Below are 15765 nucleotides of genomic sequence, written 5' to 3'. Positions count from 1 at the left end.
CACTCACACCCTGAGCCGCGCCATCGCATAGGCGTCGACAAACGACCCGGAGCGGAAGGCAAAGTCCTTGTGGGTGCCTTCTATTTCGAAACCAAGTGTCTGATAGAGCCTGACGGCGGCTTCATTGTCGGTGAAGACGGTCAATTCCAGACGGCGGATGTTCATCCAGTTGTCCGCAATCTCGATCAGCTCTGTCAGCATCGCCCGGCCGATCCCGCGTCCGGTGTAATCGTCGTGTACGCCCATGCCCAGACTGGCCGCATGTCCACGCCGTCCGGCGGAACGGGCAAAACCGGCGGCGGCGACCAGAGTCCCGCCCAAAATGCCGACAAGGGACACCTTGTCCGGTGAGGACTGGTTCACACGGGCCTCGATGTCCTTGCGCCGTGGGTAGGGCAGGCGCAAGGTACCCGCCCGGAACTTCGGCAGACCTTGCAGGACGGTCAAACCGTCCACGTCGTCCGGTCTTTCGGCGCGTATAATCAGGCCTTCGGGCCAGTTACCTGCCCTGGAGACCGGTGCATATTCCGCGGGGATGTCTGATATGCTCATTTTGCTCTCATTCGTTGGATCGAGAGAGCAGGCATCTGACAAACCCTGCTCCTCGAAGCAGGGTTGCGATGCGATCCGGCTAGATGTCTTCAGCCAACAGTGATCCCCTCGCGTCCCCTGCGGGAACGACGATATGCACCACGGTTAGATGAAGGGTCGCGCGATTGATCATGCCTCACAATCTTATGTTGTGCGCTGCCTGTCAATTGTCGGCATAAGATCTCGTCTGGGGGAATCTCCCCCAAGCCGTTTTGCAAACGAAATGCCTGACGTCACACTGGGAGCATCGATCATGACATTGGAGGCCGGGGTGAAAATCGGGCTGGGCGGCGGGTGCCATTGGTGCACGGAGGCCGTCTTTCAGGCAATTGCGGGCATTTCGAAGGTGGAACAGGGCTTCATCCGCTCCGATCCGCCAGAAAATGCCTGGTCAGAAGCGGTGGTGGTGACCTTCGATCCGGTCGCGCTGCCGCTGGAGGTCCTGCTCGAGATCCATCTGCGCACCCACTCCAGCACCTCCCACCACAAGATGCGCGGCAAGTATCGCAGTGCCGTTTACGTCTATGACGCCGGGACAGGTGTGAAGGTCGGAAGGCTGATGCGCGCCTTGCAGCAGCGCTTTGACGAACCGCTTGTGACGCGGGTGATGACGCTTGCCGAGTTCAAGGCCTCCGACGAACAGTTCCGGAACTACTATGCCAAGGGGCCGGAACGCCCGTTCTGCAAGACCTATATCGACCCGAAGCTTGCCCTCCTGCGCAAACAATTTGCTGCTGCTCTGAAGCCGGAACGACTGGAAGCAGCGGAATAGACGAAGACTGTAAACAGGTCTGATGTTTGTCTGTCAGGGATGGGGATGCGGAAAGCCGTGGCGTTCGGTGAGGGCGGTAAGGATAGCGTCCTTGTCATTGATGAAGCCGCCTTCGGCGAGCACCAGCACAGGCAGGGACTGATTGTCTTCCCCCAGAAGTTCGGCCACTTCCCTGCGCGGTTTCGGCCAGGCAATGCGGCGAACGTCAAGCCGGTCCGCAAGCTCCGGAAACGAGGCAAGCACGCCTTCCATGAGCGCACAATGCCAGCAATAGAAGGTCTTGCCGGGATAGGCGGGGTCTTCGAAGCCCGGCGCGAGAATATAGAGCGTGTCTTTCATGCCTTGGGCCTTTGCGTCGACTCACCGGATTTGGATCTGGCGCAGCTATGCGGCAGACCAGCCCAAGCTGCAAGCTCCTGATCCATTCTGGTAAGGAAGACTATCTGGCAGGAGTAGATCACCCTTAAAAGGTGACCCAGCGTGACCGCAGGGAGTAAGTTCCGGGTCTAAGCCTGCCTGGCCGGGGAGACGCATAGTTTGTGCTCGTCTGGCGCCTCTTGCCTCAGACAGATGCTCTCACCCGAACGGCCAGGAACCGTTCTCGCCAAAGAGGTTTTTCACGTCCGGCCATTCCGCACCTTCATGATGAGCCGCGATCTCCAGAAAGATCTCCAGAAACTCGAAGCAGCCATCGTCATGCACCAGATGGTGCGTCAGGAGGCCAACCGGCTCGGAGCCGGTGTTGCGCCGGCGGGTGAGCTGCAGGTCGAAGCGCAGCCGCGCGCTTTCCCAGCCGATGAAGCGCACCTGCTTTTTCCATTTCAGGATGTCGATGTGCGACTGGAGTTGATGCGCCCGCGGAAAGTTATGCCAGGTGAAGGTCGAAAGACCCGACAGGCCGATACCGGGCAGGCGGCGGGAGATTTCAGGGTCGATCCGGTTCCAGGGCGGCACCATGGCCTTCACGAACTTGTCGCCAAAGAGTTCCCACAGGCGGTCATGACCTGCCTTGAGCTCGGCCATCAGGTCGTCAGGATCCCGCCGGGAACCAAGCTCGGCTGCTTTTTCGCCGAGGTCCTTTCGCTGGAAATTCTTGTGCTGCCAGCCGTGTTGCAGAACCAGCGCATGTGGTTGATCGACGAACCGTTCCGCAAGGGCTTTCGTCGCCATCTTCGGGATGACCGCGAACGCCACATCGACGTCATGATTGTTGGCAAGCGACAACATGCGTTCAAGGGCTGGTGTCGGTTCGATAGCGTCGTCGTCGCGCCACCAGAAGCGGACCTTGCGGCCGCGTTCGGCGAACCAGTCGAGATGATCGGTAAGTTCTTGCCGGAAGCGCTGCGGGTCAGTGGTCATGACATCCGGTCTTTCAGGTCTTGAAGCAGGATACGGGCGCTTTCCTCCGCACCACCCAGGCGGACGGTGTGCTTGCTGCGCGGAAGAGCCAGCGCATCGTCAATGGCAGCGGCAAGCCGCTCTGGTGTGAGGTCTGCTTCCGGCGTAACGATCGCCCGTCCATGGCCGGCGAGCGCTTCCGCGCGTTGTGTCTGTTCGGTCTCGTTGATCTGGGCAAAGGGCACGAAGACAGCCGGAACACCGGCCTGAAGAATATCGAGCACGGTGTTGTAGCCCGCCTGGCTTACGGAAAGGCGCGCCCGTTTCAAAAGGTCCGGAAAGTCGCGCCGGGCGCGCTCTACGATGACCCCGTCCACCGCGCTTTGCCGGTAAATGGCAAAGGCGTCGTCGGAAATGTCGTGACCGATCAGCACTCGCCACGGCGTGTCTTCCGCGCGGCGCGACAGTGGTCTGGCTTCCAGCGCCGCCGACAGCAGGCTTTCGGCAACGGCGCCGCCACCGCAGGAAATGATCACCTCGTCCTCGCCATCCGGTCCTTCCACAGCAGGCCGTGGATCGCCGCCGACATAACCGGTGTAGCGAACCAGGTGGTCGACCTCCTCGGCAAAGGGGAAACTGTCTGCAAGGCGGATGAAGCCCGGATCGGAATGGACCAGGGTCCGGTCGTAGAATTTCAGCGCCTGGTCGGCCATCCAGCGTTCTTTCCAGAGCTGCTTCTTGCGCACCAGAATGTCGCGAATGGAAGTGGCAATCAGTGGGACCTTGCTGCTCGCCTTGGCCGTTTCCAGAAGAGGGGCCAGTTCGAAGTCAAGCTGGCGACGGCCGAAGGGGTAGGTCTCGGTCAGGAGCAGGTCGAAGTCGTCGGCCTCAAGAACTTGAATCGATGCTTTAACGCGAGCGATTTTCCAAGCATCGTCAATATCTTCATTGTCCAAAGTCACAAGGCGCTTGAAGGTCGCATCCGGACTTCTGCAGGCTGGCAGTTCGACGATCTTCAGTGATCCGGTGTCGAGTGTGGGCGGTATGGTGTTGCCGCTGGCAAGTGTCACCTCAACGCCTTCGGTGGCCAGTGCCTTGCCGATGGCAGCGGCCCGCACGACATGGCCTGTCCCGAGCAGATGCTGAACATGTATGAGGGCCTTGAAGCTCATGCGTCTTTCGTCTCCCGGCGGCTCAAGTGGTTCCGCATGGCCTTTTCGGCAAGTGCTTCCAGCCGGGCAGCGCCTGCCGAAAGCGTGTGGAAATGAAGGATGTGGTGGCGGGCTGCCAGGCCAAGCCTGTCCACAAGCGCCGGTTCCCGCATGGCGCGGCTGAGGTTGGCGGCAAGTGCGGATACATCGCCTTCGGGGGACAGCAAACCGGTTTCGCCATCACGGACAATGTCGGGAACACCGAAGGTGTCACCGGCAATCACGCCGACGCCTGCTGCCTGTGCTTCCAGAAACACGAGACCAAATGCTTCCCGGATAGCGGGCCAGACGAAAAGGTCGTGCCGTGCGTATTGGGCTGGAAGGTCGTCACCGGCAAGGGCGCCGAGCCAGGTAATCCGTTCAGGCGGAAACAGCCCAAGAACCTGCTCGCGCATCGGGCCGTCGCCGATGAGCGTCAGATGCCAGGGAAGGTCCCGAAGTTCGCCCAGTGCGGCGGCAAGCACTTCGTAAGAGCGCTGCTTGTCGCCTTCGCGCATCATGCCCACGGAGAGCAGTTTCAAAGGACTTGCCGCAAGCGGCTTGGCAGTGGTCGATGCGGCGAGAAAGGGATCGGCATCCAGAAACGGCAGGAGGACCGACAGGCAACGATGCGGCACGACCGCCGCAAGGCATTCGGCATCAGCGTTGTGGATGGCGGCAACGGCATCGGCGCGCTTCAAGGCTTCATCCGCAGCGGCAAACCCGAAGGCCCAGTCGCCCTGCTGCCGTTTCGGCGCACGGCTGGCTTCAACGATCGCATAGGGAAGGTCGAACCGGTCGGCAAGCGCCGGGCCGATCCAGTCCGGCGCCTTGTGATAGAGATGATAGGTCAGGAAAAGATCCGGCCGATAGCCTGATTGTTGCCAGTCGGCGCTTATCCGGTCTGCCTCTGCCAGCGCCTCATTCCGCACCTCAGACTGAATGCCGTCGCTGCCATCCTTGCACCAGGACCTGAAACGGCTGGCAATCGTCACTTCGTGCCCCAGGCTTTCCAGAGCCTTCACGATCAACCTTCCCATGGTCCGGTCACCGGAAGGGACCGGATGATCCAGGGGTTTCATCGGGGCAGTGAAGGCAATTTTCATGGTTTTCCTGGCGTTCTGCCTAGAGGACTTTGCGGAATTTGTCTGCAAGGCGGTCGAGGCCGGGGTCTGTCGAGAACGTCGTTCTGACCCTCGTGGCCGCGGCAAGGCCGAGACCGTGACGGGTCTCGGGGGCGGTAATAAGGCGCTGCATGGCCTCGGCCAGTTCCTTTGGTGCGCCAGGGGTAACAAGCACACCGGTTTTACCGTCGAGGATCAGTTCGGGTATCGCTGAAACCTTGGTGGACAGGCAGCAGATGCCCATGGACTGGGCTTCCATCAGGACATTGGGCAGGCCGTCGCGGTCACCGGATTTCGCGAGCTTCGATGGCAGGACGAACAGATCAGCCTCGCGGCAGGTGGCGATCACCTCCTCGCGAGGCTGTGCCCCCCGCCAGGTGATTCTGTCCGACACTCCAAGCGCATCCGCCTGTGCTTTCAGGTGCTCGGAAAGGTCTCCGCCGCCGATATGGGTGAAGTGCCAGTTGAGAGCCGCAGGCAGCTTTGCAAGAGCATCCAGAAGGTCGTCATAGCCTTTCTTTTCCACGGCGCGGCCAACGGAAACCAGGCGCACAGGCTCACCGCTGCCATCACGTGTCGAGGCTTTGGTCTTGGGCTCGGGAAAGCCGGAAAAGTCGAGGCCGTGATAAAGCAGCTCGATCTTGTCCGGATCCTCGGCAAGGCCTTTCAGGTGTTCGGCATTGACCGCGGTACAGGTCACGCCCCAGGCCGCATCGTTGATCTTGGTTTTCAGGTCCCAGTCGGGGCTGGTCCAGATGTCCTTGGCATGTGCGGAGAAAGACCATTTGCGGCCGGATAGATGCGCCGCATAACGCGAGGCGGAGCAGGGGGTGTGCAGATAGTGGGTGTAGATCCAGGTCACGTCTTCCGGCAGTTCATGGGCGAAGACGCAACCCTGGGCCCACCGGCGTCGCCGGTCGGCGTTGGGTTGATGCGCGAAATCGGCATCGAACAGAGCCTTGGCAGCCTCGAAGGTCGGCTGTTTCTCCGCCCAGCGTTTGGCGCGGGCAACGCGGGACGGGTCGTCTTTCACGTATTCCGGCAGATACATGACTTCGGCTGAAATCTGCCGGTGCAGATCGTGAATGTACGGGTCGTACGGCTTGCGCAGGGCGACGATCAGGATCTCGATACCTCGCCGCTCCAGACCAAGCATTTCCTGGGCGATAAAGGTTTCGGACAGGCGAGGATAGCCTTTGACCACAACGGCGATACGGGACATCGGTCAGCCCTTGAAAGAATGCGATTTGCGGGTGGCGATGGTCAGAAGTTGACCAGCTTCCGGCTGGCTGCCTGTTGTTCGTCGAAGATTTCTCCAACGCGGTTGGAGATGACATCCAGACCGCCAAGCAGATTGTCGACGCCGGCTGCCGAAGGCGAAGCCATGCCCGGAAGTTCGGACAAGGCCGCAGCCATCAGGTCGGGATCCGGATACTGGTCGATCGGCAACACCTTCAAGAGGCCGCTTTGTTCGGCCCGCTCAGCCCGGATAGCCTGTTCCCGGCGCGGAATGACGCGCGGTACCATCAGGGTTGGCTTGTCGAAGGACAGGATCTCGCAGAATGTATTGTAGCCCCCCATGCCGACAATGGCTGTGGCATTGGCAAGATAGGGTTCGATCTGCGGTGTGAAGCGGATGATCTCGACGTCGCGCAGGTGTTCGGCGCGCTCGCTGAACTGGGTTGCGGCGGCCGCCGGCATGAAGGGGCCAAGCACGATCAGGGCCGGGAAAAGCGGACGCTGCCGGGCTTCGTAGGCGCGCATCACCCAGTCGACCATTTCAACGCCATCACCGCCGCCGCCTGGCGTCACCAGGATATAGGGTTCTTCGTCAAACGGCGCGGGTGCGGGATTCTCGAGCGCCGATTTCGGCAGCTCACGGCGCAGGTAACCGGTATAGCGCAGCTTGTCGCGTACCGATTGCGGCAGGTCGATGCCTTCCAGCGGATCACAGATATCTTCCGGTCCGTAGATCCAGATCTCGTCGTAAAGGTCGCGCAGGGCCGGATAGACGTTCTTGCGGTCCCACTCTTCCTTCAGCACCTTCGGGTCGTCCATGACATCGCGCAGGCCGAGTACGAGCTGGGTGTCGGTATCCTTCAGGGCTTCCAGCGTCCGCAGCACTTCCCCGCGCAGGCCAAGTGGTTCCTTGTCGACGATGAAGATATCCGGATCGAACACCTTGGCGGTGTGTTCGATGATCGATGATCTGATCGCCAGCGTCTGGTCGATGTTGATATGCAGCGACAACGGTGTGTACTCGCCGTTGCGCAGCTTGATCACGCCGGGAATGCGAACGAAATCGACACGGGAACGAAACTCGAAACTGCCGATGATGGGGGAGCCGGACAGGATCAGGACAGACAGCGTATCAAAGTCCCCGACCAGGGACTGCGCAATGGCCCGGCAGCGTCTGAGATGGCCCAACCCGAAGGAATCGTGGCTGTAAATGAGGATCTTCGGCGTCTTGGAACTCATACTGCCCCTAAATTTGTAAAACTGCCCCGAAAGGCTTATGTCTCAATTGATTGGCCCTTGTCACGTGCGGATATTTCTTGACAGGGGACTTTCGACAAGGAACGGTCTGCGGACCTTTTTAAAGCGGTTGTGGCAAATGTTAATCCCGGCTGGCGCAACTAACTCGGATCGCTAATATACCAAATATGATCTGCTTGCACATATTTGATCCTTGTCTGTTTGGATGAGCTTATGGAAAAGAGCCTTTTCGGTTTTATTTGGAAATACAGCGCCAGACAGCAAATCTTCATTCTCATGGTCACCGTACTCACATACCCGGTGGTCTATATCCTTCTCGAACTGCCAAAACTGATTGTCAATGATGCCGTCCAGGGGGACAATTTTCCGCGGACGATCCTTGGCGTCGATTTCGATCAAGTTCCATATCTTCTTCTTCTGTGTTTTGCCTTTCTGTTCCTGGTCGTCGTTTCGAACGGGCTGAAATTCTATCTCAACGTCTACAAGGGGCGTCTCGGCGAACGCATGCTCCGGCGCCTGCGGTTCGAGCTGTTCCAGCGGGTGCTGCGCTTCCGCCTGCCGCATTTCAGGAAGGTCAGTTCAGGCGAAATCATTCCGATGATCACGTCGGAAGTGGAGGATGTCGGCGGTTACATTGGTGAAGCCTTCGCGCTGCCAGCCTACCAGGGCGGCATGCTGATCGTGCAGATCGGCTTCATCTTCATGCAGGACCCGCTTCTGGGTCTTGCGGCCATCAGTTCCTATCCCATCCAGGGCTATGTGATCCCGCTTCTGCAGCGCAAAGTGGTGTTGTTGTCCCGGCAGCGGGTGCGCAACATCCGCGTCATTGCCGACAAGGTTGGCGAGAGCATCACGGGCGTTGCCGAAATCCATGCCAACGACGCGGCGGCCTGGCATTCAGCGGATATCTCCGACCGCCTCTACGAGAACTTCAAGATCCGGTATGACATCTTCAACCGGAAATTCCTGATCAAGTTCCTGAACAACTTCATGAACCAGCTGACGCCGTTCTTCTTCTACCTGATCGGCGGGTACCTGGTCATTCAGGGTAATCTGAGCATCGGTGCCTTGCTGGCGGTCATCGCGGCCTACAAGGATCTGGCTGGCCCCTGGAAAGAGCTGCTTTCCTTCTATCAGATGACTGCGGACGTCAGCGTCAAGTATCAGACCGTTGTCGAAAACTTCGACCCGTCGGATATCTATGACAAGGAGCGCCTGACCTCGGACGATACGGTCGACCTTTCCGGCGACGTCAAGCTCGAGAATGTCAATTTCTCCGGCGGTGCGGCCGGGCAGGAGGTCGTCGACGTTTCGCTGACCGTTCCCGCCGGTAGTGCTTGCGCGATTGTCGGTCCGGACGGATCCGGAAGGTCGGAGGTCCTGCAGCTTGCTGCCGGGCTCGTTGCGGCCGTCTCCGGCAAGGTCTGCATCGGCAGCCACGATCTCGACAAGCTGACGGACGCCACTCTCGGCCGGCAAATCGCTTATGTCGGCGGAGCGGTGCATGTCTGGACGGGAACCATCCGGGACAACCTCTATTACGGTCTGCGCCACCGTCCGCTCGTCCCGCCTCAGCGGGAAGGGGAAAGCCTGAAGAACTACAAGCGGCGGCTTTCCGAAGCCAAGGAAACGCGCAACCCCACGTATGACCTTGCCGCCGATTGGGACGATTTCTCTGCCGCGGGTGTCAGCAACGAGAAAGAACTCGACACAAGGGCGCTGGAACTGCTCGAAACCGTCAAGATCGACAAGGACATCTATCGGCTCGGCCTGCAGTCTCGGTTCGATCCGACCATGGACGATGGCTTTGCCGACAAGATCCTGAACGTGCGCAAGGCACTCGCCGAGCGCATTGCCCACGAACCCGAACTTGGTGGCCTGGTCGAGCTGTGGCATCGCGATCGCTTCAATGCGAGTGCCAGCCTGGCGGACAACCTGTTCTTTGCCGTGCCGGCCGATCCGGAAATCACAATGGACCAGGTGCCGGACCTCGATGAGGTCAAGGCCTTCCTGGCGGAAACGGGCTTTGATCAGAAGCTTCAGCAAATCGGCCTCAAGATTGCCGAAACCATGCTGGAACTGTTCTCCAATGTTTCCGGCGACAGCGGTCTGCTCGGGGCTTACTCTTTCATCACGCTGGATGAGATTCCGGATTTCGAGCGCATTGTCCGTATTGCCAAGTCCGATCAGCCACGCCCGGGCCTGACAGACGCCGATCGGTCACGTCTGACCGGGCTGGCCTTCAAGCTGGTCCCCGCCCGGCATCGTCTGGGTGTCATGACCGACGAATTGAAGCGCGACATCATCAGCGCCCGCCAGACGTTCCTGGAAGAGGTCGTCAAGAACAGCGAAAACTTCGTTGCCTTCGACCCGGATGTCTATCTGCCACCGCTGACCATCGAGGACAACCTTCTGTTCGGGCGTGCGCGCGTCGACCGCCGGGATGCCCGGCGGCGTATCGACGATGTTATCCGCACCATTGTCGAGGAAACCGGTTTACGGCGCCCGATCATCTATGCGGGCTTCGGATATCACGTCGGAGTGTCCGGTTCGCGCTTGTCTGCCGGCCAACGCCGCAAAATCGCTCTGGTCCGCGGTCTTCTGAAAAACGCAAAAATCACCATATTGGACGATATCGCCACCGGTATGACGGACGAGGACAAGACGCTTCGCGAAGGCTTGAGGCAAATCCTGTCCGGCAAAACATTCCTGTTCGGCACGTCCAATGCCGAAATAGCAGCTGAATTCGATCAGCGCTTCATTCTGGATCAAGGACGGCTTTCAGAAAAAGGGTAAGACGGTGGGTGTGACAATAGGTGGGCAACCGGTCTGCGGGGATCGGCCGGGCGATTCGGTTCGGTCGGAGCGAAAAAACAACGGGCGCGGGAGAAGAAGATGACACTTGAAACCGAAGTCGAGGCACTCCGCAAGGTGCCATTGTTCCGCGGGATCGACGAGACCAAGTTGAGGCTTCTGGCCTTCATCAGTGATCGGACCGAGTACCCCTCCGGCGAACGTCTTTGCTCTCAGGGAGAAGAAGGCGATTGCGCCTTCATCATCCTGTCCGGCGATGCGGATGTTCTGGTCGACACGCCTGAGGGCGAAAAAAAGGTAGCGCAGGTTTCGGAAAATTCAATTGTTGGCGAAATCGCTATTCTGTGCGACGTACCAAGAACCGCGACACTGGTCGCAGCGAATGACATGGATGTTCTCACTGTTTCGAAAGACGATTTCTTGAAACTATTGAAAGAATTTCCGGATATCTCGCTGGAGGTGATGCGGACACTGGCGCTGCGGCTTGAACGGACGACCCGGGATCTTGCCGACGCACGTCGAGGGGCTGCCAGCGGTTAGGGAGTAACACGTGGCTGAGGAATTTTCGCTTCGTTGCTGGGGCGTCAGAGGGTCCACCCCGACGCCGGGGTCGAGCACACTCCGCTATGGCGGCGAAACGTCGTGTTTCGAGATCCGGGCCGGTGACGCACTGGTTCTGGTCGATTGCGGTTCCGGCGCCCGAAATCTGGGCATGGAAATCTGCAGGTGCAAGACACGAACCTTCGATTTGCTCTTCACCCACACCCATCTCGACCACATCTGCGGTCTTCCCTTTTTCAAACCTGCCTATGATCCGAGCTTCTCCGTCACTGCCTGGGCCGGACACTTTCAGGACGAAACCAGCCTCGTTGACATCGTCAGCCGGATCATGTCGCCGCCGATCTTCCCGGTAGCTGCCAAGACGTTGAAGGCGGTCGAGTTCAAGTCCTTCAATGCCGGAGACCTGATCCCGCGCACCGATGATCTCGTCATCCGCACCACGCGGCTTAACCACCCCGGCGGAGCTTGTGGTTACCGCTTCGAATTCAAGGGCAAATCGATTTGCATCATCACGGATCACGAACATGGCGATCCGGAAATTGATGCAGCTCTACCTGATTTCGTGCGTAATTCCGACGTCATGATCTATGACGCCATGTTCACTGACGACGAATACGACACCTACAAGGGCTGGGGACACTCCACCTGGCAGAAGGCTGTCGAGCTGGCAAAGGCCGGCAACGTAAAGACCCCCGTTCTCTTCCATCATGATCCGCGCAGGTCCGACGACGAGCTCGATGAAATCGGTCTCGCCGCTCAAAACGCTTATCCCGGAACACTGGTCGCCAGCGAAGGCATGACTCTCAAGCCGTAAACAGCGCCCTGCCAGACAAGTCTCGTTTCAATAATAAAAAAAGGGCGGCTCAAATAGCCGCCCAAAAAATCAATAAGGCTTAAAAATAGATCGATCGCCGGTTGCTGGAATGCGGGAATCCCGAGATTGCCGCCGGAAAACAAACCCTTGCGACTTGAAATGCCGTCACACGTGCCTGCCGGATACGATCAATAGTTTTTTACAGGGTGTAAGAATTACTTGCATGGTCCATTTGGACTATAAATATGTATTTTCCGCAGCTGGGGAAGGGCGGATAGTTGGCCAGTATTTGGAAGTGTGCCGGCCTCTGAACGACCGGCGTGATGAAGAAATGGTCGGAATTTGATCAATGTTAAAGCGCTGCCTCCGGTTTTTGCATATGTATTGAGGTGGAGCTTCGCGAGGCGGAGCGCGCTTATCGGCAGCTGAAGCGTCAATCTGGTCTGCCCGATTTCGTTTACTGGCGTGATGCCGCAAGAACTCCCGGGGGGAAGGGTTGGCTGTCGCAGCAGAAGAATTGATTAGGCTGTCGAACCTCGCTGTATCGGCGGCACTGGATCCTGGGCGGTGGCAGGTTTTTCTCGACACGCTGAGCTGCAGCCTTGGTACGCGCGTATGCACGCAGCTGATCGGCTACGACGACCTGACCAAGGCTACACCGCTCACCTTCTCGTCCGGATACGACCCGTACATTCTGGAACTCTACGACGAGCACTACGCGGACAAGAACCCGTTTGCTGCCAACTTTGCCACCTGCAAGGTGGGAGACGTCGTATCAACCCATCAGCTGTGCCGACCTGAAACGCTGAAAAAGACCCAGTTCTACGCCGACCTTTTGTTGCCGCTTGAAGATATTACCGGTGGCGGTGGGTCGATGTTGGCGCTGGATGGCGATCGCATGTTTCTGCTCGGTGGCAACATGCGCTCGAAAGATCGCGACAAATACGAAGACGACTGGCTTCGCCTGTGCGCGCAACTCGCCCCGGTCATCCGTCAGTCACTGGAAATCAATCGGACCATCTCCGGACTGACCTTCGAGAAATGGGCTGCTGAACAGCATCTCATGGGATCTGGAACGGCGATTTTAGTGATCGATACCGCAATGCGGATCCACTATGCCTGCGCGGAGGCGCAAAAGCTCCTGGCCTCAGGCTCTCTTGTCGGTTGTGGTTTCGACAGGCGTCTGCATTTCCGGTCCGAAGAGGATCAAGGCAGGTTCGCTGGTTTCGTGCAGCTTCAATCCATGGGTGGTTTCGATGTGTTTCGGAACTGGCAGGCAAGGGATGGCAGAGGCAGGAACTGGACCTGTCGCTCAATAGGTTTGCAACTGGGGGATCTGGACAAGACGCCCTTCGGTGTTTTCATGAACAAGGCGGTCTCTGCAGTCCTTCTGGCGGTCAGGCCCGAAGCCGGCAGCGATACGTTCCTGGCTCAAATGCAGAAGAAGCTTGGTCTCAGCCCGGCAGAAGCGGCAACGGTCCTGAAGCTCGCAGACGGCCGGACACCGGCGGAAATAGCCCAGGACCGTGAGATCAGCATTTATACCGTGCGCAACCAGATCAAGGCTGCGCTCTCCAAGACCGGGTCGCGACGTCAAGCCGAACTTGTGCGCAGTGTTGAGCAATTGCGTTTGCAAGGCAACCGGTAAGGGCCTGCTCACGTCCACTCACTTTACCGCGGGGTCGCTTGCGCAATTCGCGGCGCCGGTGGAAAATCCGCGCACGAGCAACGTCTTATCGGCGGCGAGATGACCACCATATCCCAGACACTGCGTTACATCCTGCAAGGCGGACCTCCGGATACCGGCATTCCGGAACGGGTCAGGGCCGAAATCCGTGCCCGAGAAGCGTCCTCCGAGCGCCTGATAGGCTGGGTCCAGCTTGGGCTCGTTCTGTTTTTCTCTCTGCTTTACGCCATTGCACCAAGGGCTGAGGGATCGGCCGGTTTCAACTTCGTGCCGATTGCCCTTGCTGCCTACTTTCTGTTCACCGTCCTTCGGCTTGTGCTGTCGTACAAGTTTGAATTGCCGCGCTGGTATCTATTTGTGTCGATCGGTGTCGACATGGCGCTCCTGGTCGGGCTGATCTTTTCGTTTCACATTCAATACGGCCAGCATCCGACGTTCTATCTGAAGACCCCAACCTTGATGTATGTCTTCCTCTTCATCGGGCTAAGGGCTTTGCGGTTCGATCCTCGTTTCGTATTGACCACAGGCCTTGTGGCGGTCACTGGCTGGCTCGGACTGGTGTTTTATGCGGTGTTCGCAGACATGGACCACATGCGCGTGACCCGTAATTATGTCGACTACCTGACGGGCAACACCATCCTGATTGGCGCAGAACTGGACAAGACCATGGTCATCCTGGCCGTGACGATAATCCTGTCCGTTGCCCTCTACAGGGGACGGTCGATGCTGTTCGAGGCTTCGAAAGACCACGCGGCTGCAATGGACCTGAGCCGCTTCTTCTCGCCGGAAGTTGCGGCCTCTATCACCGGAGCGGACACGGAGTTGCAGGCCGGCGAAGGAAGCTTGCGCGATGCCGCCATTCTTTATGCCGACATCCGTTCCTTTACGCCCACCTCCGCCACTTTGCCTCCGGAAACTGTGCTGGCGGTCCTGGCCGAGTACCAGAACCTGGCTGTTGATGTGATCGTTGAGGAAGGAGGACGGGTAGACAAGTTTCTGGGTGACGGCATCCTGGCAACCTTCGGTGCTGTCTATCCCTCCACGACCTACGCCGCCGATGCGCTTCGGGCTGCAAGACGTCTGGTGGAAACCGTGGAGCGGGAACAGCAGCGTTTTCGGGACGCCGGCTGGCCGGGACAATTGCGCATTGGAACAGCGGCTGCCGCCGGGCCGGTCACGGTCGGTGTGATCGGTTCCAGGGAGCGCCTGGAATTCACGGTGATTGGTGATGCCGTCAACTGCGCTGCCAAGCTGGAAGACGCCAACAAGAGCCAGGGAACGAAGGCGCTAACAGACAAGGCGACATTTGATCTGGCCGTTGCACAGGGGCACGACCTGCCCTTGATCGAAGCAAGGTCGGATGCGGCAGTCCAAGGTATCAAGCGTCCTGTCGACCTGGTGGTTCTGGCCAGATAGGCCGTTGAAGGCCCGCCGAACTGCCTTTTTGGTCAATACTGAAACACTTGACCGAACTGTCAATCTGGGCCAATTTGCCTTCAAAATTGACCTAATCGTCAATTGAGTAGATTAAATTCATTGATTTCAATGAATTGCATCCGTTTGGAGGTTTCTGTGAAACTGGACTCAACACTTTCAGCCATCGTGACAGGCGGTGCATCCGGGCTCGGAGCCGCCACCGCGCGCATGCTTGCGGCCGAAGGCGTCAAGGTGACGCTGTTCGATCGCAATGCCGGTCAGGGAGAAGACGTCGCCGCAGAAATTGGCGGTGTCTTTGCCGATGTCGATGTGACTGACCAGGCGAGCGTCGAGGCCGGTTTCGAAAAGGCGCGCGCAGCTCACGGCCAGGAGCGGATTCTGGTCAATTGCGCGGGTATTGCACCGGTGGCGAAGACGACGTCTCGCGGCGAACCTCACCCGATGGACATGTTCGAGAAGGTGATTTCCGTCAACCTGATCGGGTCTTTCCGGTGCCTGTCGATTGCAGCAACGGGCATGGCCGCACTGGAGCCTGTCACGGCCGACGGTGGACGTGGTGTGATTGTTTCCACGGCTTCGGTTGCTGCCTTCGATGGCCAGATCGGTCAGGTGGCCTATGCAGCCTCCAAGGCAGGGGTTGCAGGAATGACGTTGCCTGTCGCCCGTGACCTTTCCAAGTCCGGCATTCGTGTCATGACGATCGCACCGGGCATCTTCGAGACGCCCATGCTGTTGGGTCTGTCACAGGAGGTCCAGGATTCGCTTGGCCAACAAGTTCCGTTCCCTTCGCGCCTCGGCAAGGCGACCGAATATGCGAAGCTGGTCAAATCCATCTGCGAAAACGACATGCTGAACGGCGAAACCATTCGTCTCGACGGCGCGATCCGCATGGCACCCCGCTAACACCGCTATTTGCGGGGGGGCTGCCAGAGCGGCAAGAA

The 15765-nt window shown here is 58.7% G+C and carries 14 protein-coding genes; 7 read left to right on the top strand and 7 right to left on the bottom strand.

Features of this window, described 5'->3' with window-relative positions:
* Positions 1–3: 3 nt before the first annotated feature.
* Entirely contained in the window at positions 4–552 is a 549-nt protein-coding gene (locus tag FIV03_RS25220; RefSeq protein ID WP_152511406.1) for a GNAT family N-acetyltransferase, read from the bottom strand.
* A gap of 292 nt (positions 553–844) precedes the next feature.
* Between FIV03_RS25220 and FIV03_RS25215 the strand changes: the two genes are divergently transcribed.
* Complete coding sequence (locus tag FIV03_RS25215; protein WP_055658752.1) at positions 845–1363, top strand: peptide-methionine (S)-S-oxide reductase; 519 nt, start codon at positions 845–847, stop codon at positions 1361–1363.
* A 33-nt stretch (positions 1364–1396) separates the two neighbouring features.
* Here FIV03_RS25215 and FIV03_RS25210 read toward each other — a convergent pair whose 3' ends face one another.
* The 6 genes from FIV03_RS25210 to FIV03_RS25185 form a co-directional block, all read right to left on the bottom strand.
* Positions 1397–1702, bottom strand: a complete 306-nt coding sequence (locus FIV03_RS25210; protein ID WP_152511405.1) for a DUF3088 domain-containing protein — start codon at positions 1700–1702, stop codon at positions 1397–1399.
* Between the two features lie 237 nt (positions 1703–1939).
* Positions 1940–2722, bottom strand: a complete 783-nt coding sequence (locus FIV03_RS25205) for a polysaccharide deacetylase family protein (protein WP_152511404.1) — start codon at positions 2720–2722, stop codon at positions 1940–1942.
* Entirely contained in the window at positions 2719–3873 is a 1155-nt protein-coding gene (locus tag FIV03_RS25200; protein WP_152511403.1) for a glycosyltransferase, read from the bottom strand. Before FIV03_RS25200 ends, FIV03_RS25205 begins: the two co-directional genes overlap by 4 nt.
* Complete coding sequence (locus tag FIV03_RS25195) at positions 3870–4997, bottom strand: glycosyltransferase family 4 protein (protein WP_152511402.1); 1128 nt, start codon at positions 4995–4997, stop codon at positions 3870–3872. Before FIV03_RS25195 ends, FIV03_RS25200 begins: the two co-directional genes overlap by 4 nt.
* Positions 4998–5016: 19 nt before the next feature.
* Positions 5017–6237 (bottom strand): glycosyltransferase family 4 protein, encoded by a 1221-nt coding sequence (locus FIV03_RS25190; protein WP_152511401.1) that lies wholly within the window; start codon positions 6235–6237, stop codon positions 5017–5019.
* Positions 6238–6278: 41 nt separating this feature from the next.
* Positions 6279–7493 (bottom strand): glycosyltransferase, encoded by a 1215-nt coding sequence (locus tag FIV03_RS25185; protein WP_152511400.1) that lies wholly within the window; start codon positions 7491–7493, stop codon positions 6279–6281.
* 231 nt (positions 7494–7724) lie between these two features.
* Here FIV03_RS25185 and FIV03_RS25180 point away from each other — a divergent pair, with 231 nt between their 5' ends.
* From FIV03_RS25180 to FIV03_RS25155, 6 genes are all read left to right on the top strand, one after another.
* A complete protein-coding gene (locus FIV03_RS25180) occupies positions 7725–10307 on the top strand; it encodes an ABC transporter transmembrane domain-containing protein (RefSeq protein ID WP_152511399.1) in 2583 nt (860 codons plus the stop codon).
* Positions 10308–10406: 99 nt separating this feature from the next.
* On the top strand, positions 10407–10865 hold the full coding sequence (locus FIV03_RS25175) for a Crp/Fnr family transcriptional regulator (protein ID WP_006931293.1): 459 nt from the start codon (positions 10407–10409) through the stop codon (positions 10863–10865).
* A gap of 10 nt (positions 10866–10875) precedes the next feature.
* Positions 10876–11700, top strand: a complete 825-nt coding sequence (locus FIV03_RS25170) for an MBL fold metallo-hydrolase (protein WP_077290368.1) — start codon at positions 10876–10878, stop codon at positions 11698–11700.
* Between the two features lie 496 nt (positions 11701–12196).
* Positions 12197–13348, top strand: coding sequence for a helix-turn-helix transcriptional regulator (locus FIV03_RS25165; protein ID WP_152511398.1), 1152 nt, complete (start codon positions 12197–12199; stop codon positions 13346–13348).
* Between the two features lie 99 nt (positions 13349–13447).
* Positions 13448–14803: an adenylate/guanylate cyclase domain-containing protein gene (locus FIV03_RS25160; RefSeq protein ID WP_152511397.1), complete on the top strand. Its 1356-nt coding sequence runs from the start codon at positions 13448–13450 to the stop codon at positions 14801–14803.
* A 156-nt stretch (positions 14804–14959) separates the two neighbouring features.
* Positions 14960–15727 carry an SDR family NAD(P)-dependent oxidoreductase gene (locus FIV03_RS25155; protein ID WP_152511396.1) on the top strand — a complete coding sequence of 256 codons (768 nt, stop codon included), beginning with the start codon at positions 14960–14962 and terminating at the stop codon, positions 15725–15727.
* Positions 15728–15765 lie beyond the last annotated feature (38 nt).

This window comes from Labrenzia sp. THAF187b (assembly GCF_009363375.1).
Classification (GTDB): Bacteria; Pseudomonadota; Alphaproteobacteria; order Rhizobiales; family Stappiaceae; genus Roseibium; species Roseibium algicola.
The sequence above is the reverse complement of the archived record's forward strand: the minus strand, read 5'-3'. Positions and strand labels throughout refer to the sequence as shown.

Excerpts from the sequence above, each read along its gene's own strand:
- FIV03_RS25220 (WP_152511406.1), bottom strand. The coding sequence starts at position 552 with ATGAGCATATCAGACATCCCCGCGGAATATGCACCGGTCTCCAGGGCA.
- FIV03_RS25215 (WP_055658752.1), top strand. The coding sequence starts at position 845 with ATGACATTGGAGGCCGGGGTGAAAATCGGGCTGGGCGGCGGGTGCCAT.
- FIV03_RS25210 (WP_152511405.1), bottom strand. The coding sequence starts at position 1,702 with ATGAAAGACACGCTCTATATTCTCGCGCCGGGCTTCGAAGACCCCGCC.
- FIV03_RS25205 (WP_152511404.1), bottom strand. The coding sequence starts at position 2,722 with ATGACCACTGACCCGCAGCGCTTCCGGCAAGAACTTACCGATCATCTC.
- FIV03_RS25200 (WP_152511403.1), bottom strand. The coding sequence starts at position 3,873 with ATGAGCTTCAAGGCCCTCATACATGTTCAGCATCTGCTCGGGACAGGC.
- FIV03_RS25195 (WP_152511402.1), bottom strand. The coding sequence starts at position 4,997 with ATGAAAATTGCCTTCACTGCCCCGATGAAACCCCTGGATCATCCGGTC.
- FIV03_RS25190 (WP_152511401.1), bottom strand. The coding sequence starts at position 6,237 with ATGTCCCGTATCGCCGTTGTGGTCAAAGGCTATCCTCGCCTGTCCGAA.
- FIV03_RS25185 (WP_152511400.1), bottom strand. The coding sequence starts at position 7,493 with ATGAGTTCCAAGACGCCGAAGATCCTCATTTACAGCCACGATTCCTTC.
- FIV03_RS25180 (WP_152511399.1), top strand. The coding sequence starts at position 7,725 with ATGGAAAAGAGCCTTTTCGGTTTTATTTGGAAATACAGCGCCAGACAG.
- FIV03_RS25175 (WP_006931293.1), top strand. The coding sequence starts at position 10,407 with ATGACACTTGAAACCGAAGTCGAGGCACTCCGCAAGGTGCCATTGTTC.
- FIV03_RS25160 (WP_152511397.1), top strand. The coding sequence starts at position 13,448 with ATGACCACCATATCCCAGACACTGCGTTACATCCTGCAAGGCGGACCT.